18 protein-coding genes are annotated in these 23,537 nt (G+C 59.8%); 1 reads left to right on the forward strand and 17 read right to left on the reverse strand.

Annotation, left to right across the window (positions count from 1 at the left end):
• Positions 1-44 precede the first annotated feature (44 nt).
• Positions 45-1,364 carry a UDP-glucose dehydrogenase family protein gene (locus QM609_RS12915; protein WP_007726649.1) on the reverse strand — a complete coding sequence of 440 codons (1,320 nt, stop codon included), beginning with the start codon at positions 1,362-1,364 and terminating at the stop codon, positions 45-47.
• A 108-nt stretch (positions 1,365-1,472) separates the two neighbouring features.
• Between QM609_RS12915 and QM609_RS12920 the strand changes: the two genes are divergently transcribed.
• The gene (locus tag QM609_RS12920; RefSeq protein ID WP_076948815.1) at positions 1,473-1,997 is read left to right on the forward strand and encodes an arsenate reductase/protein-tyrosine-phosphatase family protein; all 525 of its coding nucleotides are present in this window, start codon (positions 1,473-1,475) and stop codon (positions 1,995-1,997) included.
• On the opposite strand, the gene QM609_RS12925 is transcribed toward QM609_RS12920, so the two are convergent.
• The 16 genes from QM609_RS12925 to QM609_RS13000 all read right to left on the reverse strand — a co-directional run bounded on the left by QM609_RS12925 (position 1,969) and on the right by QM609_RS13000 (position 23,416).
• Complete coding sequence (locus QM609_RS12925; protein ID WP_054826883.1) at positions 1,969-3,393, reverse strand: tyrosine-protein kinase domain-containing protein; 1,425 nt, start codon at positions 3,391-3,393, stop codon at positions 1,969-1,971. The genes QM609_RS12920 and QM609_RS12925 overlap by 29 nt on opposite strands.
• Positions 3,394-3,523: 130 nt before the next feature.
• Positions 3,524-4,849 (reverse strand): UDP-glucose dehydrogenase family protein, encoded by a 1,326-nt coding sequence (locus QM609_RS12930; protein ID WP_076948786.1) that lies wholly within the window; start codon positions 4,847-4,849, stop codon positions 3,524-3,526.
• A 55-nt stretch (positions 4,850-4,904) separates the two neighbouring features.
• Positions 4,905-5,873 carry a GDP-L-fucose synthase family protein gene (locus QM609_RS12935; protein ID WP_076948814.1) on the reverse strand — a complete coding sequence of 323 codons (969 nt, stop codon included), beginning with the start codon at positions 5,871-5,873 and terminating at the stop codon, positions 4,905-4,907.
• Positions 5,870-6,901: a GDP-mannose 4,6-dehydratase gene (gene gmd, locus QM609_RS12940; protein WP_007726640.1), complete on the reverse strand. Its 1,032-nt coding sequence runs from the start codon at positions 6,899-6,901 to the stop codon at positions 5,870-5,872. Before gmd (QM609_RS12940) ends, QM609_RS12935 begins: the two co-directional genes overlap by 4 nt.
• Before the next feature lie 97 nt (positions 6,902-6,998).
• On the reverse strand, positions 6,999-7,793 hold the full coding sequence (locus tag QM609_RS12945; protein ID WP_076948785.1) for a WecB/TagA/CpsF family glycosyltransferase: 795 nt from the start codon (positions 7,791-7,793) through the stop codon (positions 6,999-7,001).
• A 5-nt stretch (positions 7,794-7,798) separates the two neighbouring features.
• Positions 7,799-8,965 carry a glycosyltransferase family 4 protein gene (locus QM609_RS12950; RefSeq protein ID WP_054187550.1) on the reverse strand — a complete coding sequence of 389 codons (1,167 nt, stop codon included), beginning with the start codon at positions 8,963-8,965 and terminating at the stop codon, positions 7,799-7,801.
• A complete protein-coding gene (locus tag QM609_RS12955) occupies positions 8,962-9,858 on the reverse strand; it encodes a glycosyltransferase family 2 protein (protein WP_064074619.1) in 897 nt (298 codons plus the stop codon). The genes QM609_RS12950 and QM609_RS12955 overlap by 4 nt, the downstream gene beginning before the upstream one ends.
• Positions 9,855-11,066 carry an MATE family efflux transporter gene (locus QM609_RS12960; protein WP_058038963.1) on the reverse strand — a complete coding sequence of 404 codons (1,212 nt, stop codon included), beginning with the start codon at positions 11,064-11,066 and terminating at the stop codon, positions 9,855-9,857. Before QM609_RS12960 ends, QM609_RS12955 begins: the two co-directional genes overlap by 4 nt.
• Positions 11,063-12,274 carry a glycosyltransferase family 4 protein gene (locus QM609_RS12965; protein ID WP_058038962.1) on the reverse strand — a complete coding sequence of 404 codons (1,212 nt, stop codon included), beginning with the start codon at positions 12,272-12,274 and terminating at the stop codon, positions 11,063-11,065. The genes QM609_RS12960 and QM609_RS12965 overlap by 4 nt, the downstream gene beginning before the upstream one ends.
• A 1-nt stretch (position 12,275) precedes the next feature.
• Positions 12,276-13,601: an O-antigen ligase family protein gene (locus QM609_RS12970; protein ID WP_076948784.1), complete on the reverse strand. Its 1,326-nt coding sequence runs from the start codon at positions 13,599-13,601 to the stop codon at positions 12,276-12,278.
• Positions 13,588-15,111: a sugar transferase gene (locus QM609_RS12975; RefSeq protein ID WP_076948813.1), complete on the reverse strand. Its 1,524-nt coding sequence runs from the start codon at positions 15,109-15,111 to the stop codon at positions 13,588-13,590. The genes QM609_RS12970 and QM609_RS12975 overlap by 14 nt, the downstream gene beginning before the upstream one ends.
• 1,614 nt (positions 15,112-16,725) lie before the next feature.
• A complete protein-coding gene (locus tag QM609_RS12980) occupies positions 16,726-18,171 on the reverse strand; it encodes a tyrosine-protein kinase domain-containing protein (protein WP_283337292.1) in 1,446 nt (481 codons plus the stop codon).
• Positions 18,172-18,810: 639 nt separating this feature from the next.
• On the reverse strand, positions 18,811-20,136 hold the full coding sequence (locus QM609_RS12985; protein ID WP_007726621.1) for a UDP-glucose dehydrogenase family protein: 1,326 nt from the start codon (positions 20,134-20,136) through the stop codon (positions 18,811-18,813).
• A gap of 52 nt (positions 20,137-20,188) precedes the next feature.
• Positions 20,189-21,157 carry a GDP-L-fucose synthase family protein gene (locus tag QM609_RS12990; protein ID WP_054187555.1) on the reverse strand — a complete coding sequence of 323 codons (969 nt, stop codon included), beginning with the start codon at positions 21,155-21,157 and terminating at the stop codon, positions 20,189-20,191.
• On the reverse strand, positions 21,154-22,185 hold the full coding sequence (gene gmd / locus QM609_RS12995) for a GDP-mannose 4,6-dehydratase (protein WP_003943737.1): 1,032 nt from the start codon (positions 22,183-22,185) through the stop codon (positions 21,154-21,156). The genes QM609_RS12990 and gmd (QM609_RS12995) overlap by 4 nt, the downstream gene beginning before the upstream one ends.
• A gap of 46 nt (positions 22,186-22,231) precedes the next feature.
• On the reverse strand, positions 22,232-23,416 hold the full coding sequence (locus tag QM609_RS13000) for a polysaccharide biosynthesis protein (protein WP_228232495.1): 1,185 nt from the start codon (positions 23,414-23,416) through the stop codon (positions 22,232-22,234).
• Positions 23,417-23,537 lie beyond the last annotated feature (121 nt).

Genomic DNA, 23,537 nt, shown 5'->3' on the forward strand with positions numbered 1-23,537 from the left:
TAAGGCCTTCTCGCAGCTATTTTTTCGCTACCTGGACGTTCGACCTACCGCCCCAATCCGCGATAGTTCCAACCGGCGGAGCGCCACAGGTCCGGATCGAGGCAATTTCTGGCGTCAACGATCACCCGCCGCCGAACGAGTGGTTCCAAATCGGCGGGCACGAGTGAGGCGAACTCGTCCCATTCAGTGGCGATCAAGACCACATCAGCATTCCTGCAAGCTTCTGACGTGGAGGTTGCGTAGTGAAGGGTGGGAAACAGTCGGCGAGAATTATCCATTGCCTTCGGATCGAAAACGGTGACCGCCGCCCCGTGCAACTGCATCATTCCTGCAACGTTGAGCGCAGGCGAATCGCGCACATCGTCGGATTCGGGCTTGAACGCAGCTCCCAGCACCGACACGTTAGCTCCCAGCAAACTGCCATCGCAGGCTGCCGTCACCAGTTCCACAGCTTTTGTCCGTCGTCGCATGTTGATGCTGTCGACCTCGCGGAGGAAGTACAGCGCCTGGTCGACACCCAACTCCCCGGCGCGTGCCATGAACGCCCGAATGTCCTTCGGCAGGCAACCACCGCCGAACCCCAAGCCCGCATTGAGGAACCGTCTACCGATCCGAGCGTCGTACCCGAGAGCGTCGGCCAACATCGTGACGTCGGCCCCGGTCGCCTCGCACACCTCCGCAATCGCATTGATGAAGGACACCTTGGTCGCGAGAAACGCATTCGCAGATCCTTTGACCAACTCGGACGTCGCCAGATCGGTCACGAGGAAGGGCACCCCCGCGTCCAGTATCTCGGCATACACCTCGCGAAGAACGCCTTCGGCGTTTCCCGGCCGGTCACGATCGATCCCCAGAACCAACCGGTCAGGGCTCAAGGTGTCCGCGATCGCGTGTCCTTCACGCAGGAACTCCGGATTCCAGGCCACCTCTACCGAGCCACCCGCCGGCGCAGTCGCTCGGAGTCGCTCGCCGAGAGCCGCTGCCGTGCCTACCGGCACCGTCGACTTCCCGACTATCAGCGAAGGCTTTCGCAACAACGGCGCCAACATGTCGATCACCGAATGAACATGACTCAGATCTGCGGCGTACTCCCCCTTCTTCTGGGGCGTCCCCACACCGACGAAATGGATGTCCGCAAAATCCGCGGCATCGGAGTAGGAAGTCGTGAACTGCAGCCGACCCGACGCCAGATTCTTCTCCAGCATGTCGGTCAGACCCGGCTCGAAGAACGGGACCTCCCCACGAGACAACTTGTCGACCTTGGACTGGTCGATGTCGACTCCCAGCACGTCGTGGCCAAGTTCGGCCATACACACTGCGTGGGTCGCCCCCAGGTATCCCGTTCCGAACACGGTCATCTTCATGTGTTGTTGGTATGCGTCCGAACTTTCCGAAACGCGTACGCCAGGTGGGCGCGAAACCAACATCGGGCGTACAACGAGTGCGTCGCGTGTGCAACCTATGCTTCTGCCATGCACGTTCTCTTCGTTTGTACGGGAAACATCTGCCGATCACCCACGGGCGAACGCCTTGCACGTGCTTATGCCGCCGAAGCCGGAGTTTCCGGATTCACCGCGTCGAGTGCCGGAACCCGGGCGATGGTCGGACACCCGATCGAGCCAACTGCTGCGAGGGTTCTCGCGGGGCTCGGCGGCGACCCCACGAAGTTTCAAGCCCGACGCATGACAACAGCGCTGGCCTCGGACGCCGACCTCATTCTCACGATGACCGAAAGTCAGCGAGACAAAGTCCTGGCGATGGCTCCGGCGCGGCTCAAGCGCACGTTCACACTTCGAGAAGCCGCACGGTTGGGCTCGCTCGCAGATGCAGGAACTGTCGAGGACCTCGCCGCCGCCAGACCCCGATTTCGTGCCACCGAACCCGAGGACGTCATGGATCCGATGGGTAAGGAAGAGAACGTGTTTCACGAGATCGGACTCGAGATCGCCGATCTCCTCGGCCCGCTGCTCAGCCGACTTCGCTTCGGTGAGCGTTGAGCGCGGGCACCGCGGTCAACTGCGGTAGCGACTTGTCCGACTCGTAGTAGTAGCTGTACTCGTACGCATTGCGTCCGCGAGACGGCGTCATCGTGATGACAGTGCCCAGGACGTGCGCACCCACACTCTGTAGGTTTCCGACCGCGCGCGCCAGTTGATCGCACTTCGTGGAGCCGTGTCGGGCGATCACCAGTGCACCGTCCGACATCGCGGCCAGGACCGCGGCATCCGTGACGGGTAGCAACGGCGAGGCGTCGATGATGACGTAGTCGTATCGCGCCCGCAGTTCCTCGAGAACATGTTTGGCCGTGTCCGTGCCGAGTAGTTCGCTCGGGTTCGGCGGGATTGGTCCGGAGGCGAGCACTGTCAGCCCGTCGAACTCAGTCGGCTGAAGCACATCGTCCAGCGTCGCTTGACCGGAGAGCACCGAACTGACGCCGACACTTCCGAGCAATCCCAAATACTTCGATACTCGCGGCTTCCGGAGGTCGCCTTCCATCAGGCACACTGATTTGCCGGCCTCCGCCAAGACGAGAGCGATGTTCACGGCCGTGGTCGTCTTACCTTCGGAGGGAAGCGAACTCGTGACGACGATGACACGCGGTGGATGGTCCACCTCGAGGAACTGAAGGTTGGTGCGCAACTCACGGAAGGCTTCGGCACTCACGGAACTTCCGTCACTGAAAGCGATCGCGTGATTGACTTCGACGTCCTTGTCGAACGGGATCGTGCCCACCATCGCCGAACCCGCGATCTCTTCTACAGTTCGACGATCTTTCACCGTGTTGTCGAGTCGATCACGAATCAACGCAAGCGCGATCCCCACAACCAGTCCCGCCACTGCGCCGAGCGCGAGGTTGCGCGAAGTCTTGGGTGACACCGGAACAGTCGGCTGTTGAGCCTGCTGTTCGACGACCACACGTGCAGGCGGTGTTCCGCCGTTCTCGGGTGTCTCCAGTTCCTTTGCCAATGCCACGAATTCGGATGAGAGAGTGTTCGCGATCTCGCGTGCGAGTTCCGGTGACGCGTCCTTGACTGCGAGGTCGATCAACACAGTGTCGGGCGCCGACGTCGCAGTGACCTTGGAGGCCAACTCGTCAGCCGACATCCCGCCGACCACCCTCGGTCCCAGTTCGTCGATCGTCCGCTGTGCGAGTGTTCGGCCGGTCAGGAGTTTTGTATAGGACAGAACTCGCTGCTGTGAAAGTTGACTGCCCTGCAGTGCCTCGTTGACCGAGGTACCCGCCGACGTCGAAACGAACAGCCTCGTCGAGGCCTGGTAAACGGGCGTCGAAAGAAGAGAAGCGCCAAGGGCTCCGAGGATTCCGAGCAAGGTTACAGCAGCGACGATTCGCCATCTGGCTTGCAATATCTTCAGGTAGTCGACAATTTCCATCTTGATGTCTCCTTCGGCTCACGCATGTCCACTGCGGGTCTGAGCGGTCTTTGCCGGTCGCACCGCGAGGGCGAACCGGGCTTTATCAATTTCGATATAGATCAGCTGCGACGGACGAGACGTCCTGTGCTCACGGGCGTCCCAGTCCGCGGTAGTTCCAACCTGCGCCTCGCCAGTCGTCGGGGGAAAGGCAATTGCGCCCGTCGACGATCACTTTGTTGCGAACCACCGAATCGAGATCGGACGGCTGCAACTTCAAGAATTCGAGCCACTCGGTCAATACCAGGACGACGTCGGCACCTTCGCAGGCCTCCAATGCATTTGCCGAGTAGGTCAGCGTCGGGAACAGCGCGCGCGAATTGTCCATGGCCTTTGGGTCGTACACGTTCACTGCAGCACCTTGGAGCTGAATCTGACCCGCGACGTTGAGCGCCGGCGAATCACGAACGTCGTCCGAGTCCGGTTTGAACGCGGCACCCAGAACTGCGACTCTCGCACCGAGAAGCGATCCGCATGCCTCCCGCGCCAGTTCGACCATGCGTGTACGTCTGCGCATATTGATGTTGTCGACTTCGCGCAGGAACGTCAGTGCTTGGTCGGCACCGAGTTCACCGGCGCGAGCCATGAAGGCGCGGATGTCCTTCGGCAAACACCCTCCGCCGAAACCAATTCCCGCGTTGAGGAATCGACGTCCGATCCGAACGTCGTGCCCGATCGCGTCGGCGAGCACTGTGACGTCGGCGCCCGCGGCCTCGCACACTTCGGAGATGGCGTTGATGAACGAGATCTTGGTGGCCAGGAAAGCGTTCGCTGACGCTTTCACCAACTCCGCCGTCGCAAGGTCCGTGACGAGAAACGGAATCTCCTCATCGAGGAGCTCTGCATAAACTTCGCGCGCAACAGATTCCGCTCGACCGCGGACATTTCGATCGACTCCGAGCACAAGTCGGTCCGGGTGCAACGTGTCCTGGACGGCAAATCCTTCACGGAGAAACTCGGGATTCCACGCGACTTCGACGCCGTCACCGATCGGTGCCAATTCCCGCGCGCGTTTGCCGAGCCGTTCCGCGGTGCCCACCGGTACCGTGGACTTGCCGAAGATGACCGAGGGCTTGGTGAGCAGCGGCGCCAAAGTCTCGATCACGGCATCCACGTAGACCATGTCCGCGGCGAACTCACCCTTCTTCTGCGGCGTACCGACCCCGAGGAAGAACACGTCCGCAAATTCTGCGGCTTCCTCGTACGACGACGTGAACTTCAGTCGCCCTCGATCGATGTTGTTTCGTAGGACCTCGCCCAACCCTGGCTCGTAGAACGGAACTTCACCTGCTGCCAGTTTCTCCAGCTTTGCCGCATCGACATCCACTCCGAGGACCTCGTGACCGAGTTCGGCCATACAGGCCGCGTGTGTCGCGCCCAGGTATCCCGTGCCGAATACTGCTATGCGAGTGCTCATGTTGCTCGATCTGCTTTCTCGAGAGTGTGCGAAGTGTGTTGATGGGAAAAGTGATTCAGGTACGTACGGCACCGATGTTGTCGCGGTACCACGAGATCGTCGACGCGATTCCTTCGCGCAATCCGATTGTCGGCCGCCATCCGAGTTCCCGAATCATGCTCACGTCCAGCAGTTTCTGCATCGTTCCGTCAGGCTTCGAGGTGTCCCACTGCGTCTCGCCGGTGTATCCGACCTCCGTGGCGACCATCGAGGCGATCTCGCGAATTGTGTGGTCCTCGCCGGTTCCGACGTTGACATGCGATGCACCGTCGTAGTTGTCGAGCAGATGCAGACACGCCGACGCCAAGTCGTCGACATGCAGGAATTCACGTCGCGGATTGCCACTCCCCCAGTTGACAACCGACTGGACTGCCGACGACTGCGCCTCGTCGTAACGCCGAACGAGGGCGGGAAGTACGTGCGATCCGTGCGGCGAAAAATTGTCTCCCGGGCCGTACAGGTTGGTGGGCATAGCTGAGATCCAGGGGCGACCATGCTGCCGCCTGGCAGCTTGAACATGGAGTATTCCCGCGATCTTTGCTATTGCATAGGCGTCGTTGGTCGGCTCGAGATGCCCGGTGAGCAGGTATTCCTCCTTGATCGGTTGCGGTGCCAATTTCGGGTAGATGCAAGATGATCCGAGGAACAGGAGACGCTCGACGCCGTGTGCGAGGGCAGCGTCGAGCACGTTCACCTGGATGCGCAGATTCTCCGACAGGAAGTCGACGAGGAAAGTGCTGTTCGCCGCAATCCCCCCAACTTTTGCTGCTGCGAGGATCACGTTGGTCGGCTTTTCGCGGGCGAAGAAATCGAAAGCAGCTTCCCGGTCACGTAGATCGAGTTCGGCCGACGTCTTTCCGAGCAACCTGGTGAAGCCCGCAGATTCCAGGTGTCGCCACACCGAAGAGCCGACCAGACCTCGGTGGCCGGCCACGTAGAACGGTGCGCCTCGATCGAGTGGTCGCGCTGCGAATGAATCACTCATCGCGTCGCCGACCAGTCGGGAAGTGCCGGAGTGTCGATCCACGGTCGCCCTTCGTGTTCGAGCGCTTCGATGTCTGCCTCGACCATGATCCGGGCCAGTTCGGGTGTGTGCACGCCGGCCTTCCAACCGAGTTTGCGCTCGGCATGACTCGGATCCCCGATCAGTGCGTCCACCTCGGTCGGCCGAAGATACCGTTCGTCGAATCGAACGTGGTTTTCCCAGTTCAGACCTGCATGTTCGAACGCGACGGTCAGGAAGTCGCGCACCGAGTAGTTGCCACCGGTGGCGAGCACAAAATCCTCAGGCTCGTCGACCTGCAGCATGCGCCACATTCCCTCCACGTACTCCGGCGCATATCCCCAGTCGCGAATCGCATCGAGATTGCCCATGTACAGATGATCCTCGATACCTGCCTGGATGCGTGCGACCGCGCGCGTGATCTTCCGCGTCACGAATGTCTCACCACGCCTCGGGGATTCGTGATTGAACAGAATTCCGTTCACAGCGAAGATCCCGTATGCCTCACGATAGTTCTTGGTGATCCAGTACGAGTACACCTTCGCCGCACCGTAGGGCGAACGTGGGTAGAACGGTGTCTCCTCGTTCTGCGGTGGCGGTGTGGCACCGAACATCTCGGAACTCGACGCCTGGTAGAACCGGCAGTCGAGTCCGGCCATCCGAACCGCTTCGAGTAGTCGGATCGACCCGACGCCAGTGGTGTTCCCGGTGTGTTCGGGTTCGTCGAAGCTGACCCTGACGTGAGACTGCGCAGCGAGGTTGTACACCTCGTCCGGCTTGATCTGCGCGAGTAGTGTCACCAGGCGCGCTCCGTCACTGAGGTCACCGTAGTGAAGAAAAAGTCGAGCATCCGCATCGTGCGGGTCAACGTAGATGTGGTTGATCCTCGAAGTGTTGAACGTCGAGGATCGACGGATCAGTCCGTGAACCTCGTAGCCTTTGGAGAGCAGCAACTCGGCAAGGTAAGAGCCGTCCTGCCCCGTGATTCCGGTAATCAGTGCGCGTTTCATCCTGCGTTCCTTCCGTTGCGGGACAGCCCGCCTGATAGTTGCGAAACCACGGTTGTGGTCCGTAGTCCTCCGAATCGCTCGGCAGTCTTGATCTCGCTCATGCGCGTCCCCCCAAACGGCCGAAGACTTTTCGTATGTCACGTGATGCCAGCCGTATGAATGTCGAGTTACCGAACAGGTAGCGCCGCCACAGACGTTTGGGTTCGGATACAAGTCGATACAACCACTCGAAACCCGAGTTCTGGACGAAAGATGGTGCCTCCGAAACAGTTCCGGCCAAGAAGTCGAAGGCCGCGCCGACACCGACGGCCACGTAGTCGGTTCGATCCGCTATCGCCTTCGTGACAAAGTCCTGCTTCGGCGCACCCAGACCGACCCACACGATGTCCGGTGACGTCGGATCGACCTTCGTGATGATGTCGTCGACGAACTCCTTGCTGAACGCGGCAAACGGCGGGGCATATGTGCCGGCCACCTTGATTCCCGGGTATAACTCCTCGACTCGATCCGTCAAGAGACTCAACGTCTCTTCTGTCGTGCCGACAAAATGGTGACGAAGGCTGTAGCGGCGTCCCTTGTCCAGGGTGGCCTCGAAGAACGACGGACCCCGGACTGGTCGAACACCGACGTGATCGGCGGTGCCGCCGATCAGGCGCATCACCCAGCTGACCGGGGTTCCGTCTGCGAAGTTCACACCGGGACCCTTCAAAACCGCGGAGTAGTCGCGATCACTGTGCGCCGCCGACACGCAGTAGGAATTCGACAACCTCACGGAGACTCCGGTTCCGGCTCCCTCTCGTCTGTCGTTGACCACCCAATCGGTAGCTCTCTCGAGATTGGTCGCGGCAAACGGAATGCCACCCACCTCGATGACCTCGAACGGACTGCTCATCTGTCTCACCACTTTTCCGAGTTCGTTTGTCGACGTTCATTGCACTGGCCGTAGCTGCGCGACAAGACCGATGTCAACCGGGACCGAGTCCAATCACGTTGCGGTTCAAAGAGAGAAAGCTCGGTCTCGACAATCGAACGAGCGATACGAGAGGCGAGAGTCGACGCCGGAGCAACCGGGATCGTCACGGCGTTCCTACCTGCCAGTGTCGGCACACCGCCGAGATCCAAACAGACCACCGGCAGGCCCACCGCAGCCGCTTCGGCCGCCACCCAGCCGCCCGAATCGTGCATGCTCGGGAAGAGCAGAGCGGAGGAGGCCCCCATCTCGCCCACCACTTCCGATCTGTCGCGCCATCCGCGAAGCGTGATCTGACCGCGCCGATACGGAAGCGACTTCTCGATCCGCCCGCGGGCGGGTCCCTCCCCGACAAAGGTCATGGACCACTCGGTACCCAGCTGCTCGAGCGCATCCAGAATCAGGTCGATTCCTTTGTATTGCAACAGTCTTCCTACGAACAAGAGTCTTCGTTTCGGTCTGGGTACCGCTTGCTTCTCGATTCCGTCGTAGCCCAGAACACAATTGGGTTGGACGACGACGTTGCGTGCCCGCGGTGCGCCACGTCCGCTGTCGGAGTTCATCGCGATGAAAGTGTCAACTCGTCCGGACATGAAGATGTGTGTCAGTGACCGAACGGCTTTCGTCGAGCAGGTTCGAACTACCGTGGATGCCAGATACCGCATACCGATGCGCTTGGCGAGCCGCATCGGCGGGTAGGTGTTGCCCCCAGCAGGCCCCCATACCAGTCGTACTCCGCCGGCTCCACCGAACAGCACCGGTGGGGGCAGCCAGTCGGAGGCGAAAGTTGCATGGTGCAGGACGTCGAAGTTTGCCGCTTCACGCCGAACGAACAGTGAAGTGTGCCAGAGCCATCGGAGGTATCGACCGTACGATCCGGCTTCTTCCGCGGGCAAAGTCGCTATTCGCACGACACGAACTTCGCAACCGAGCTGTTCACACTCTGATTCCAATGCGGGAGCCTCACCGGAGCGAGTCACCACCGTGATCGACTCACACAGTTCGGAAGCTGCCGAGAGAAGCGCCCAACCCGCACCGGACTCACTCCCCTGATTCGGATCGCAGGCGTATGCCGTCATCAACAACCGTGTCATCGCGCTACCACCAGCCTCTGTGCGCGCGGCGTCCGAGAATCGCTGCGGCTGAATCGCTCTGAGAACCAACCGATGTTGCGTGCACCGTTGTCGAGAACCACGCGCTTGATCCGTGGACTGATCAAGGCAACGGGGATCAACGTCGCCGACGCGAGGACGAGCAGAGCGCGTTTGGCACTCTGAGCCGCCAACAGTGGCAGCTCGAGCTGTCCCTGACAGACCGCGAGGATTCGTCCGTTGTTGACATACCGGGCGAAGAGCCAGGAATCCCGACGCCGATCCTCGCCTACGGGTTCGTACGCAAGCGCCTCGTCGCACCACAACAACCGGACACCGCCGGCGCTCATCCTGAGCGTGAACTCGGTGTCCTCGCCGCCAGGTAGATCCCAGTCGTCACTGAAGTTCAAGCCGTTCAAAGCCTTCAGGTCCAACAACAGATTTCCAGCGCCTGCAGACGCAACCGGGGTGCCGGTCGAATGGCGAACGCGAGTGTGCAATGGAAGTTCCGAGGCAGGCAGACCCACCGGAATCACAGGACCGGCCACAGCACCTGCGTCGAAATCTGCTGCGCAGGTGAGGAGATTCGACAGCCAGTCGACATCGACGTACTCGTCGTCGTCGACGAAGACGATGTAACGACGATCTCGTGCACGGGCGAGATCGACGAACGCACGTCGCGCCGGAGATACCCCGCCGAATCCGAGATGCAGTCGTTCGATCCCGTCGGCAACATACGTCGGCGTGGTGGATTCCGGATCGTTGTCGCCTACTACGACCTGGGCGGAGGCACCGGAAGCCTGGATCGATGCCCGGACGCTGTCGATGCAGACAGCCAGTTCCGATTCACGACGGAAGGTCAGAATCGCCACTACGACGCCGCTGGGATTCTTCATGAGAGGTCAACTTTCGGTCGGGCGTCACGGTTCATCGAAACCAGAAGTGCGACGCTCGCGCTGACGCACGCCGACGCGGCCAATGCTCCTGCGACGGGTACGGCGCTGTCGGTCAGTCCCGCCCCGAGAACGATCAGAAACTGCAGAGGTAACAGCAAGGCGCGAAATCTGTTGAGGTTTCCCGTCTTGTCCACGACGCGGATCGACGTGCCGACTCCCAGCAGAATCCCGTTGAACGCCACCGCCAACCCGCACAGCAGAATGACCGGTATCAAGTTCGGAAAGTGCGACCCGACCAGATGATCCATCAATCGCACTCCCGAGAATCGAATCTCGAGCGTGAGACAGATCAGCGAAACGCAGATGATCGAAACCCAGAAGATCTGCAAGCCCACTCGGCGGCCGAGTGCCATGCACTCGCTCGGGCTCATCGCTTCGACACCACTGCCGAACTTACGCATCAGAATTGGCGAGATGCCCGCGAACATCAAGGACAGCGGACCGAGCAGTGTCTGGGCAGTTCTGATCTCACCGATCATCGAGATCGACGCCACCACAGTGAGTATCAAGAACATCGCCTGCTGCGCAGCTGATCCCATCAATATCTCGATCGCAAACGGCACGGATCTATATCGGTGAGTGCGCGAGTACCTGATCGACGGTACCGGCGGTACCAGACGCATGGATGCGTGACCGAGAGCGAGCGCGACGAAGACACCGACCGTATAGGTCACGAGTGCAAGTGTCAGATTCTCGACCAGGAAAGCTGCAATAAGGACGAACGAGAGTGTCACGATCTGTATCGACACAGAGATCCAACTCGCACCGTCGTGCATCAGCATCGTGCGTATCACGTCCAACACCACGAAACCAGCTGCAGCCAAGGCGTATACCGTGAGATTCATCGAGTCCGAGCCGGCGATCACGAACAGTGCCCACACCGATGTCACCGATACCGCCGCCAGCACGATCGTGGGTGCCAACGCCGGTCCACGCTCGTCGGACCCCGCCCCTCGCGACAGCCAGACGTCGACGCCGATCGCTCTCCCCAGTGCCAGTGCCAACAGACCCGCCGATTGAATCACGGCAACCTGGCCGACTTCGATCGGACCACCGAGTCGTGCCACCGAGGTGAGAACGACAAAAGTGAGGACGCTCGAAAGCCCTTGATCGGCCATGAATGTCACATGCCGAGTGCGATCTTTCACGATCTCACCTCGTCGATGAGCTCACGCATCGACGTCGCCGCTTTGCGCGATGTGAAGCGATTCGAGTAGTGACGATAAGCGGATCTGCGTATCGCCGATCGATCGTCCGCTCCGAAGATTCGATCGAGGGCCTCGCGTATCGACGACTCTTCCAAGGTATTGAGAGGCGTTCCGCCCGGTCCGACGATGTCCGCGAGTGCACCGTTGGTTGCGTAGATGACCGGGGTGCCAACCGACATCGATTCGATCGCAACGCGTCCGAACGGTTCTGCCCATTGAGACGGCACCACGGACGCCGCACTGTCGCGAAGTATCTCGATCACATCTTCGTGCGAAGTGAATCCGGCCAGCGTGACGTTGTCGAGAGCTGCGCTTATGCTGGAGATCTCGCCGTACTGCGGTCCGTCACCGAGAACTGTGAGCGAGGGACTTCCAGCGCCCTGCGGCCAGTTGCGCACCAAATCCAGGACGCCCTTCTCCGGTGTCAGTCGGCTGACGCACACAACCGAATCAGTGCTCCGAAACTCGGGTTCATTTTCTTCGAATCCGAAGTTCGGACGAACCACGACGCGGCCAGAACCGATCAGTCGTCCTTCGACCAGACGTGCTGTCATCGCGCTCGTTGCGACGAACCTGTGCTGCTTCCACCCCAAGACGCTCAGCTTGACCGCCGTAGCGCTCAGGTAGCAGACAAGGCTCTGCAGTCGGCTGTTTCCGTAGCATCCGTTGCGGACACAACTCGTGAAGTATTTGGTGGAACCGCATTCGGTGCACGTGCCATCTGCGCGCAACTTGGCTGACGGTGTGGCCAGGCGATAGTTCCGAACCGCCTGCAACGTAGGAATTGCGGCGGCTCTTGCGGCCACGAGCAACGAAGCCGAGAACGCCGGCCAGAGATTGTTCACGTAGATGACGTCGGGGCGCTCCGAACGGATGATGCGCAACGCATCGACGAGTACGCGAGGACTGAAAACAGCGGTGACTGCCGCCCACGGTCCCCGGGAGATCTTGGAATTCTCGGTGGTGCACTGAACCGTCTCGTATCCGATCGATTTCAGGAGCTTGGATTCGTTGGCGAAGCTCTGCTCCTCACCACCCGGATTCCGATAGATCGCATGGAACATCAAGGCTTTCGGCGGCGTGAATCCACCGGCGGACGTCGGGTTCACTTCAGGCTTCGAACGCGCTACATCGAACGACTTGTACATCTCAGTGACCTCCTCTTCGCTCCGGAGCGAACCTGTACGCGTCGTTCTTGTCGGCACGAACCCCACGGATCGACAACTCGGCGTTGCCCGCATTGTGGGAGCGGTGGGTCGAGGGTCCGTACGGCGCCAGGAAGACCCATGCGATCAGCCACATGGCGCCGAAGAAGAGCGTCGACTCCGTCAAGTCCATCGAGAAGACGAGAACCATGATCGCGACGACGGCGATGTACTCCGTTCTGCTGCGGGCTCGCCCGAGCGCCGTGCTCAGAAGCAGGTAATAGCCGGCCAACAGCAGCAGGAATCCGATCCAACCGATCTGCAGCCGAATGTCGAGCATTCCGTTGTGTGCGCTGGTCGCCGGAAAGGACAGCTTTGACCGAATCATCTGCCCCACTGCACTGTCCGGCGCCCACACCGAGCCGAAGCCCCATCCGAGCAGAGGCCGCTGTTCGGCGTAGTAGTCGGATACCGTCCAGAGATGTAACCGGCCGGTCAGCGTGACATCTCGCGAGAGTAGCGCCGCGACATCGGGTCCGAGCACCTTCATCGCGCCGGACACCCCGAGGTACAGGCCGATGATCACAGTCGAGGCGAGGTGAGCGTTCGGTGTCCGTCGAAAGCACCTCAGAGCAAGCATTGTCGCCAGCGCAATCCCCGCAGCGACGAGACCGGTCTGGCTCCGGGCCTCGAACAACACGATGCCGGCGACAGCCAGCGCCGCCACCCACGGAATACGCTTGCCGTCGGGAAGCATGAGCATGACACCGACAAGTACAACTTCGATGGCAGCCATTCGTCCCAAAGTGTTCTTGTGCGTGAAGATTCCGCGATAAGCAACGGCGCGGGTGTCCACGTCGATGCCAGTCGAAGGATCGAGGAACACGACCATCAGCGACAGCACGAGAAGTACCAGCAAGGTGAGGGCAACAGTCCGCACTCGCACCGCGAAGGTCAACTCACGGGCGACGATGATTCCCGTGATCGCCAGGCACACGACGACGATGCCGGCGACGGCGGAGTTCCGGGGCAGTGTCGACCAGTACCAGCTGGTTGCCGGGACGCCGGCCGAGATCATAAGCGTGAAGACAGGCCACGTCGTATTGCGTGAGTATCGCCGGTCGAGGAAGTAGACCAACGCAAGTGTCGCCGAAAGAACGGCCGAACCGTGTACGAGCAACGATCCGAGCGCTGTCCTCTGCGTGTACGCCTGAAAGGCTCCGCTCGCGCCGATGACCGCGATCACCAATGCCGTTCGCAAGATCAGCGGATTGTTCGGTGCCTCATTTTCGCAAGGCGCCGGTACCGCCTTCTTGTCAGTAGGCGCCATCACTTCCCACCACCGCCTTGAGCGTCTTCGCGACGATCATGACGTCACCCATCATCGACCAGTTGTCGACGTAGGAAAGATCCAGGCGGACAGTGTCTTCCCACGAAAGATCAGAACGTCCGCTGACCTGCCACAGGCCGGTGACACCGGGCTTGACCAGTAGCCGACGACTGACCGCACCGTCGTACATCTCGACCTCGCGCCGAAGCGGTGGCCGCGGGCCTACAACACTCATCTCTCGCCGGAGGACATTGACGAACTGGGGCAACTCGTCGATCGAGTATCGGCGCATGAATCGACCGACCGTCGTCACACGCGGATCGTCTCGCATCTTGAAAAGCACTCCGGCGCCTTCGTTCTCCTTCATCAGCGCCGTGACCTGTGAATCCGCATTCTGGACCATCGAGCGGAACTTGAGCATGGGGAACGGCTGACCGTCCAACCCCATCCGCTCGGACTTGTACAGAACCGGCCCCTTGCTCGTGAGCTTGACGGCGATCGCAGCCGCCAGTAGCACCGGACTGATCACGGCGAGTACCACGGTTGAGAAGACGATGTCGAAGGTCGTCTTCGTGAACTTCTGCGCGCCGTGATAGCGCGGACGCTCGACATGGATCAGCGGAAATCCAGCGACCGGGCGCATCGAGAGCCTCGGCCCGGACACATCCAGAATCCCTGGTGCAACAACAAGATCCACATGATCGCGCTCGAGATCCCAGGCCAACGTGCGCAGCCTTTCCGGTCCGAACCGCTCCGACGCCGTCACTGCCACCGTGTCGGCACCGACCTGTTCGATCGCGTCGGTGACACTGTGCTCGTCTCCGAGCACCGGAATGTCCCGACCGTTCACTGTGACAACTTCGCCCACGTCTCCTCCGTAGCCGGGTACGCAGACTCCGACAACTCGGTATCCATGGGCATCGTCGCGCTCGAGGTTGCGTGCAAGATCGACAACCGCCCCTCGCACACCGACCACAAGTACGGCAGTTCGAAATTCACCTCGGGCTCGCTCACGAGCAATCACCCGTCGCCAGATCCAACGACTCGCGATCAAGGCGGTCAATCCCATCGGAAACGCCACGGCAAGGTACAGGCGCGCGATCTCCAGGTGAAGGAGAAGGCTGGCGATCGCAATCAGTCCGAACAGGCGGAGCGTTCCGACAGCGATCAATCGGTACTCTTCAGGGCCGCTTCCGATCACGCGAGGAGATCTGGTCCGAAATACCCTCAGTACGGCAAACCAGCCGATAATCAGGGCGAAAGACAGTGCGGTGTAGCTGAAATGGCCGAATGCTTCACCGTCGACGACATCCGCGTCGCTACCGAATCGCCACCATTGAGCCAGAAACACAACTCCCGCAACGATGACCGTGTCGGTGATCGCCAGACGACGAAGATACGCAGATTGCCATTTCCTACGTGCGGAAACTCCACCGGCCCTCTCCGGCGCTACTCGTCGGTGTTGTTGTGGCCGCTCTTTCGTGGGCGCGGCCATCTCGAGAACCGTCATGTGTTCAGAAACCTTTCCCCATGCACAGAATTCGGCCTGAAGATGTTCACCGGCCGAGGTCCATCGGACCGCCTTGCCGAATCCCGAAACTTCGACAGCGAAGCAACTGCTCCGCATTGCTGCGTTCAGTGCGAATGGTCGCATTACGTGCGCCTTGCAGTTAACCCGGCGACTATTGTCAGGCCTCAGCCCAACTGTCGATTATTGCGGCATTGCCGCAGCTCACACCCCATGATTGAAGCAGAGTCCACTAACGACCCAAACACAGGACGATCGGCGATTTCTCCTCGCCCGCTGACGTCGCCGGCCTCGATATTGCCAGGACTCACATCTTGGCAACTATTCGGCTAGCTGGTCAGTACCAGTGAGGAGTTTGCCACATTCCGGACAGCGTGGCAATAGCGCTTTCCGAAGTTCTTCCCGATGCCAGCATTGACGTCAGTTATTCACCCTCCGACAAGACGGAGCGAACATTGCTCACCATTACCATTGCGTACCTATAGTTTTCATCGCCTAGCCGATTTGGGCTCCGCGTTTGGACGGAAACCAGCACACAGTTGGTGAACACTCTGCAATCCATACTTTGATGCGCTCAGCATCCACTCAGCCCTGGACGATTGTTCGGCGCTTCGCCTCTGGGCGTCTTACCTACTCCTGGCCGGCAATGCGCGAACCTACGATCGGGCGACACCGAGAATTCAGACATACAAAAGGAGGAGTGTAGACCGCCAGCGATCGCCGGTGATGTCCTGAAATAGTTGCAGCACAGCCCAATTAGGGACATGCGAGTTGCGCAGCCGCTCGGCTGCAAAGCGAGGCGACCGCTACCGATGTCTATGTCTATGTCTATGTCTATGGCCATGGCCATGGCAAGCGTGTGTGGCCGTGTAGGGTCAACGGACACTCGACACGCTCGTTCGCACCCAGTAGCGGAGCGTGTCTCTCGAACAACCGACATTGCGGGACAACTGATCAGCTGGGCGCACGCTATCGAGTAAACCCCCCTCACACTTCGATTGTCTTACGCGAAACCGGGTTCCTTTCGTCGCAGGTAACCAGGACGCGACTGAGCCCCACCGGGTCGCCGACATACGCGAGCACCTCACCCAGAGCAGTCGACGCTATCCCTTTCCGGCCCTCAGACCGACGGACCCCGTGGCCGATATGACCACCGACATCGGCCAAGAACGCGTTCATGCTGTGTCGCAGCTGGCCGACAACCCCCGCACCCGCTGTCCAAATCCATCGCGGGATGCCAGATCGACATCTAGGCGTTGCGAAACTCTCGAGGCCGAATCGGGCTGGTCCTCCTGCGGTCCGCCACACTCGCCACTCGATTCCAACCGAGACGCCCACAAGGCCTCGTCGGGCGCAACCAGATCGACAGTCATAGAGGCACCGGTCAAGCAGGGACAGCTCAGACCGCAGCGTCACATCCCGCATGCCCGTGCCTACCCGATTACTGCGACGGCCGATGAACCTGCATTCCGGCAGTGCGCGTCGCAGACTCAGAGGACCCGACTGGAGATCGCGTCCGATTCACCACACAGAGAAGGGCCCCCGAGCATTGCTCGAGGGCCCTATGAGGCGTCGGGATTTTAAAGTACGACCAGGTCAGATGACTGTCGACGTGACCTTTCGTTCGCCGACCGGATTGCTGTCGACGGACCCTTCCACGGCCACGTCAGCGACAACCGGATCGGAATCGTAGTAGTACTTGTACTCGTAGACCCCACGACCGTTCAGCGGGGTCATCGTGATGACAGTGCCGAGAATCGTCGCGCCCACACTGTGGAGATTGCCGACCGCCCTGCTCAACTGTTCCCTCTTCGTCGTGCCGTGACGAGCAATCACTAGCGCACCGTCCGCCAGCGCTGAAAGAACTGCAGCATCCGTAACCGGAAGCAACGGCGAGGCGTCGATGATGACGTAGTCGAACCTTCTGCGGAGATCGGTAAAGACCGCATGGGCAGTGTCAGTGCCCAGAAGTTCGCTCGGGTTCGGGGGAATCGGACCTGAGGCAAGGACCGTCAGGTCAGCATTGCTCGTGACTTGAAGTACGTCGTCGAGATCTGCTTGCCCGGCCAGGACCGAGCTCAGACCAACGCTTCCGATAAGTCCCAGATACTTCGAAACGCGAGGCTTACGGAGGTCACCTTCGACGAGACACACCTTCTTGCCTGCCTCGGCCAACACGAGTGCGATGTTCACCGCAGTCGTGGTCTTTCCCTCGGAGGGAAGAGAACTCGTAACGACGATGACACTCGGTGGGCGATCCACGGCCAGGAACTGCAGATTGGTTCGCAGCTCGCGGTACGCCTCGGCACTTGCGGAGTTGCCCTCGTGGAAGTTGATCGCTTGATGAACTTCGCGTTCCTTGTCGAACGGAATTGTTCCCACCATCGCCGCGCCGGCGATGTCTTCGACCACCTTGCGCTCTTTGACCGTGTTGTCCAGGCGATCACGCACCACAGCCAACCCGATCCCCAGCAGAAGCCCGATCGCGGCACCGAGCGCCACGTTCCGCGAAGTCTTCGGCGACACCGGTTCCGCGGGAGTTTGTGCTCGCTGTTCGACAACGACGCGCGCAGGTGCTGTGCCACCATTTGCGGGCGTACCCAGATCTTTGACCATCACGACAAACTCGTCCGAGAGCGCATTTGCGATTTCACGTGCCAGTTCAGGCGACGCATCTTGCACGCTCAAATCGAGCAGTACTGTATCCGGCGCCGATGTGGCGGTCACCTTGGACGAAATCTCCACAGCGGAAAGCCCGCCGAGTCGATCGGGCCCGACTGAATCGATCGTTCTCTGTGCCAGTGTCTCGCCGGTAAGGAGCTTGGCGTAGGAAGTGACCAACTGCTGTGAGAGCTGGTTACCTTGGTAAGCCTCGTTCACGGTTGTTCCGGTAGAAGTCGACACGAACAGGCGCGTGGAAGCCTGGTAGATCGGCGTGGCAATCAACGAGGCGCCCAATGCGCCCAAGATCACGACCACAGTGACGACAGCGACTATCTTCCACCGTGCCTGCAAAATCTTCAGGTAGTCCCGTACATCCATCGTCGAATCTCCTTCGGCTCGAACACGTATCACGTCTTCGAGTAGTAATCGACAGCCGCTGTCGAGCCGCTGCACTCAATGCAGGCTGAACGAGGCAGCCAATCTTCTATCGCGTGTCCCTGCGTCACAGCGCGAGGTATTTGCCGAAACAGCCAAGGGGGAGAGGCCTTCACGGCATCTCACACATCTCACTTCCTGGCCGATGCATGATCGGGAAGTGGCGCACACGCGACACTGACAAACCCGCGACACTGACATCGGGCCCACTCACACATCGCGCAGAGCAGACACAACGTGCAGCCAGGCTGAACTCTACTGCGTCATTGGTCTTTTCACCACCGCAACGGAGCCTCGAAACTTCCTAGACATCGTCAGTCGACCGTGCCGACCATGAAAGGGTCACATACCACAGCGGGCCGTAGGACCAACGTCCGTCGACGACCAACTACGCAACTTGGCGCCGGAAGTTGATGCATACCAACCGAACAAGGCAACATGCCCCTCACCCTGTGATGCACGAGCGGCTATCCCAGCATCTCCCCCGGCCACAGCTCGCTCGCTGACGGACTTTGGTCCCAGGCACACGGCCACTTCCCCTCGATGCCTACAACACCCACCCTCCGTGAAGGTTTCACCGGTTTACGGCCTTCCGAGACCTCGGTAGGTCCACCCTGCGTCGCGCCAGGTGGTCGGTTCCAGACAGTTACGTCCGTCGATGATGACCTTCTTGCGGACGACAGGTTCGAGGTCCGACGGCAACAACTTTCGAAACTCGGCCCACTCGGTCAGAACCAAGACGACATCAGCGCCTGCACACGCTTCAAGTGCGCTCGAAGTGTAAGTGAGGGTGGGGAACAACGCCTTCGAGTTTCCCATCGCCTTCGGGTCATAGACATTGACGGCAGCGCCTTGCAGCTGAATCTGCCCGGCAACGTTCAGCGCAGGTGAGTCGCGCACGTCGTCGGAGTCAGGCTTGAAGGCTGCACCGAGAACCGCCACATTGGCTCCGAGTAGAGAACCACACGCTTCTCGAGCCAGTTCGACCATCCGAGTACGACGACGCATGTTGATATTGTCGACTTCGCGTAGGAATGTGAGTGCTTGATCTGCTCCCAGCTCACCAGCACGTGCCATGAAAGCACGGATGTCCTTCGGTAAGCAGCCCCCACCGAAACCGATTCCGGCGTTGAGGAATCGCCTACCAATTCTCTCGTCGTGGCCGATGGCATCGGCAAGAACGGTCACATCCGCACCTGAAGCCTCGCACACCTCCGAGATCGCATTGATGAACGAGATCTTCGTTGCCAGAAATGCATTGGCTGATGCTTTGACCAACTCCGAAGTCGCAAGGTCGGTCACAACAAAGGGAATACCTTCGTTCAAGAGTTGCTCGTACACTTCACGCGCAATCGATTCCGCACGTCCGGGTCGATTGCGGTCGACCCCGAGCACAAGCCGGTCCGGGTGAAGCGTGTCTTTCACCGCGTAGCCTTCCCGGAGAAATTCCGGGTTCCACGCCACCTCCACGTCTTGTCCGGCAGGCGCCAGTTCCCGTGCCCGCGCACCCAATCGCTCTGCTGTACCGACTGGCACAGTTGATTTCCCGAAGATTACGGTCGGCCTGGTCAAGAGGGGTGCGAGTGTCTCGATCACCGAATCGACAAAACGCATGTCGGCCGCGAACTCCCCCTTCTTCTGCGGCGTACCGACGCCGAGGAAGTGGATGTCGGCGAACTCTGCGGCCTCCTCGTAGGAAGCCGTGAATCGAAGACGTCCCGCGGCTATGTTGCGGCGCAGTACTTCCTCGAGTCCCGGTTCGTAGAAAGGAACCTCCCCAGCTTCGAGCATAGCGAGCTTGTTCGGATCAACATCCACCCCGAGAACCTCGTGACCCAACTCGGCCATGCAAGCTGCGTGTGTCGCCCCGAGGTAGCCTGTGCCGAATACCGCAATACGAGAAGTCATAACGATGTCTGCCTGTCGAAGTCGAGTTTACGTCGAATAATGCTGTAGTACTTCATGTCCTGATCGAATCGACGTTCTGTCGATACCACTCCACGGTCGATGCGATCCCCGCACGAAGATCAATCTTGGGCTGCCACCCCAAATCTCGAAGCTTCCCGATGTCAAGCAACTTCCGCGGCGTCCCGTCAGGTTTCGAATGATCCCATTCGATCTCGCCGTCGAACCCGATCTCGTCCGCCACGATCGCAGAGATCTCCGCGATGCTCTGGTCCTCGCCTGTACCAACATTGACGTGTTCTGCTCCGTCATAGTGGTCGAGCAAATGAAGGCAGGCATCCGCCATGTCGTCGACGTGGAGAAACTCGCGCCTCGGCGTCCCGCTGCCCCAGTTCACGACTGAAGCAGCTCCATCACGGCGCGCGTCGTCGAAGCGTCTGATGAGGGCTGGCAGCACATGAGAGCCCTTGGCAGAGAAGTTGTCACCCGGGCCGTAGAGATTGGTCGGCATCGCGGAGATCCACGGACGCCCGAACTGCTTTCGAACAGCCTGTACCTGCAGGATTCCCGCGATCTTGGCGATGGCATATGCATCGTTCGTCGGTTCCAAATGACCGGTCAGCAAATATTCTTCGCGAATCGGTTGAGGAGCGAATTTCGGGTAGATGCAGGATGATCCGAGGAACAGCAGGCGATCTACGTCGAACTCGGCCGCCGCGTCCATCACGTTCACCTGGATGCGAAGGTTGTCGGAGATGAAGTCCACCGGCAGTGTGCTGTTCGCCAGTATCCCGCCCACCTTGGCTGCCGCGAGGACCACGTTCTTCGGCCTCTCGGCGGCGAAGAACTCGAACACGGCACCGCGGTCGCGAAGATCAAGTTCGGCGGACGTGCGACCGACAAGGCGATTGAAACCGTCGGCCTCCAAACGACGCCAGATCGCTGAACCCACGAGTCCACGATGGCCCGCGACGTACACCGCATCGTTCCGATCGAGGGACTTCTGCGCGTACTCCCCCGTCATCGGGCATGCTCCCAATCCACCAGGTTCGGGCGGTCGATCCAGGGCTTGCCCTCACACTTCAGAGCCTCTATGTCCGCATCGACCATGATTCGAGCCAGCTCGGGGGTATGTACAGTCGCCTTCCAGCCGAGCTTCTGCTCCGCCTTACCTGCATCTCCGATCAACGCGTCTACTTCCGTCGGCCGCAGATAGCGCTCGTCGAAGCGCACATGATCTTCCCAGTTCAGACCCGCGTGCTCGAAGGCCACCGTCAGGAAATCCTTGACCGAGTAGTTACCGCCTGTCGCGAGCACGTAATCGTCCGGCTCGTCGGCCTGAAGCATCCTCCACATTCCCTCCACGTACTCCGGCGCGTAGCCCCAGTCGCGGATTGCATCGAGATTACCCATGTACAAATCGTTTTCCAGGCCGGCCTTGATCCGCGCCACCGCTCGCGTGATCTTGCGAGTTACGAATGTTTCGCCTCGCCGCGGAGATTCGTGGTTGAACAGAATTCCGTTCACGGCAAAGATCCCGTACGCCTCGCGGTAGTTCTTGGTGATCCAGTACGAGTACACCTTCGCCGCACCGTACGGCGATCGCGGATAGAAGGGAGTCTGCTCGTCCTGCGGAGGCGGTGTCGCACCGAACATCTCGGAGCTGGACGCCTGGTAGAACCTGCATTCGAGACCAGCCATCCGGACTGCTTCGAGCAGCCTGATCGACCCGATTCCCGTCGTGTCACCGGTATGTTCGGGCTCGTCGAAACTTACCCGTACATGGGACTGCGCTGCGAGGTTGTAGACCTCGTCCGGGCGTATCTGTGCGAGAAGAGTGACCAAACGCGCCCCGTCGCTGAGATCTCCGTAATGAAGGAACAGTTTTGCATCCGGCGTGTGGGGATCCACATACATGTGATCGATTCGAGCTGTATTGAACGTGGACGATCTACGAATAAGTCCGTGGACCTCGTATCCCTTGCCCAGCAACAACTCCGCGAGATAGGAGCCGTCTTGACCGGTGATGCCTGTGATCAGTGCCTTCTTCATTTCTCTCCTTCATGTATGTGCGACTTCACGATTTTCGGGCAGCTATTCACACGGTCACGCCTGCCTCCACCGCCTTCTCCATGCTTGAAATTCGCCGAACCGAAATATAGATACACGGAATAACCTGGAGTACAACCATTCCTGCGGATAGTCCCAAGTAGAGTGCGGCGGCTCCGAGTTCAGGAATCAGGGATATTGCCAATACCATTCCGACGAGGCCGCTCAGCCAGACACAGAGGACTTGCAACCATAGTCCTCGCGGGTCCATGAGGAACATCGCCGCCGGCTGATGCACCGAAACAACAAGGATGTAAACACTTCCGGCCAAAACGGTTGCCAGCGGGACGACAAGACTTCCACCCGAGACAAACCGAATTCCCGGATAGCTGATGACGACCAGAGCAAGCGCAAATACGGCGCCCACAGTGCCGAGAAGTACTATATGCTGGGCGAATTCACGCACCCGAAGTGTCCCGATTCGGTATCGCTCGCGATATCTTGACCACAAGTTCTGGCCCATCACTCCCAAGATAGCCAGCAGGGGTCCAGCGAATTGCGCCACCACCGAATATTGTGCGACGTCTTCGACCGTTCCAAAAGTGGAGATCAGCAACCTATGGCTCTGGAACCCGACAACCATGCCGATCGATATGAGAAAAAACGGAACCGCCGTTTCAGCTATGCGAACTCGCACCGGGCTTGTAAGACGCCAGCCGATCAACGAACCCTCATCGCCGGAAATCGATCGAAGCGCGAGAGCAAGGGTAAGAAATCCGACGGCGAGGTAGCCTGTGCACGGTGCCAGAACAAACAGGTAGGCCGGCGCCTGAGTAGTCCAACAAACCCCTATCACGATCAGTTGAATGATCGGACCGATCAACGCTGCGGTAACGACAACGCGCATCTTTCCGCAACCCTGCAGGATGCGTGACCCCAAACCCAATGGAATACCAACTGCCGCAGATACAATCACTACTGTGGCCAGCGCCGACGCATGATCCATCTCACCGACTGCGCCTAGAACTGGCACCCACAGCCCCATCTGATAGAACAGGAACGCGAGGCTTGCGACAGCGAGGGATACCAGAACGGTGACCAGACTCGCCCGCCGAAAATGGGATTGGAACGACATCCGATCGAGTGCACCACTTCGGTAATCTGCTGTCGCGTTCACCATGGTCGCGCCGATACCGAAGTCCGCGAAGGGAAGTAGATTCAACATGGACGCCATCAGCGCATAGAAGGCGTAGTACTCGACGCCGTAGTCCCGAGACAGAATTGCTATTACGGCGAAGTTCGCGCAAGCGCCGGCCAGCAGACCTACCAGTCGAAAGAACCCGGTCCCGCCCAGG

The organism is Rhodococcus sp. IEGM 1302 (genome assembly GCF_030056935.1).
In the GTDB taxonomy this organism is placed as follows: Bacteria; Actinomycetota; Actinomycetes; order Mycobacteriales; family Mycobacteriaceae; genus Rhodococcus_F; species Rhodococcus_F qingshengii.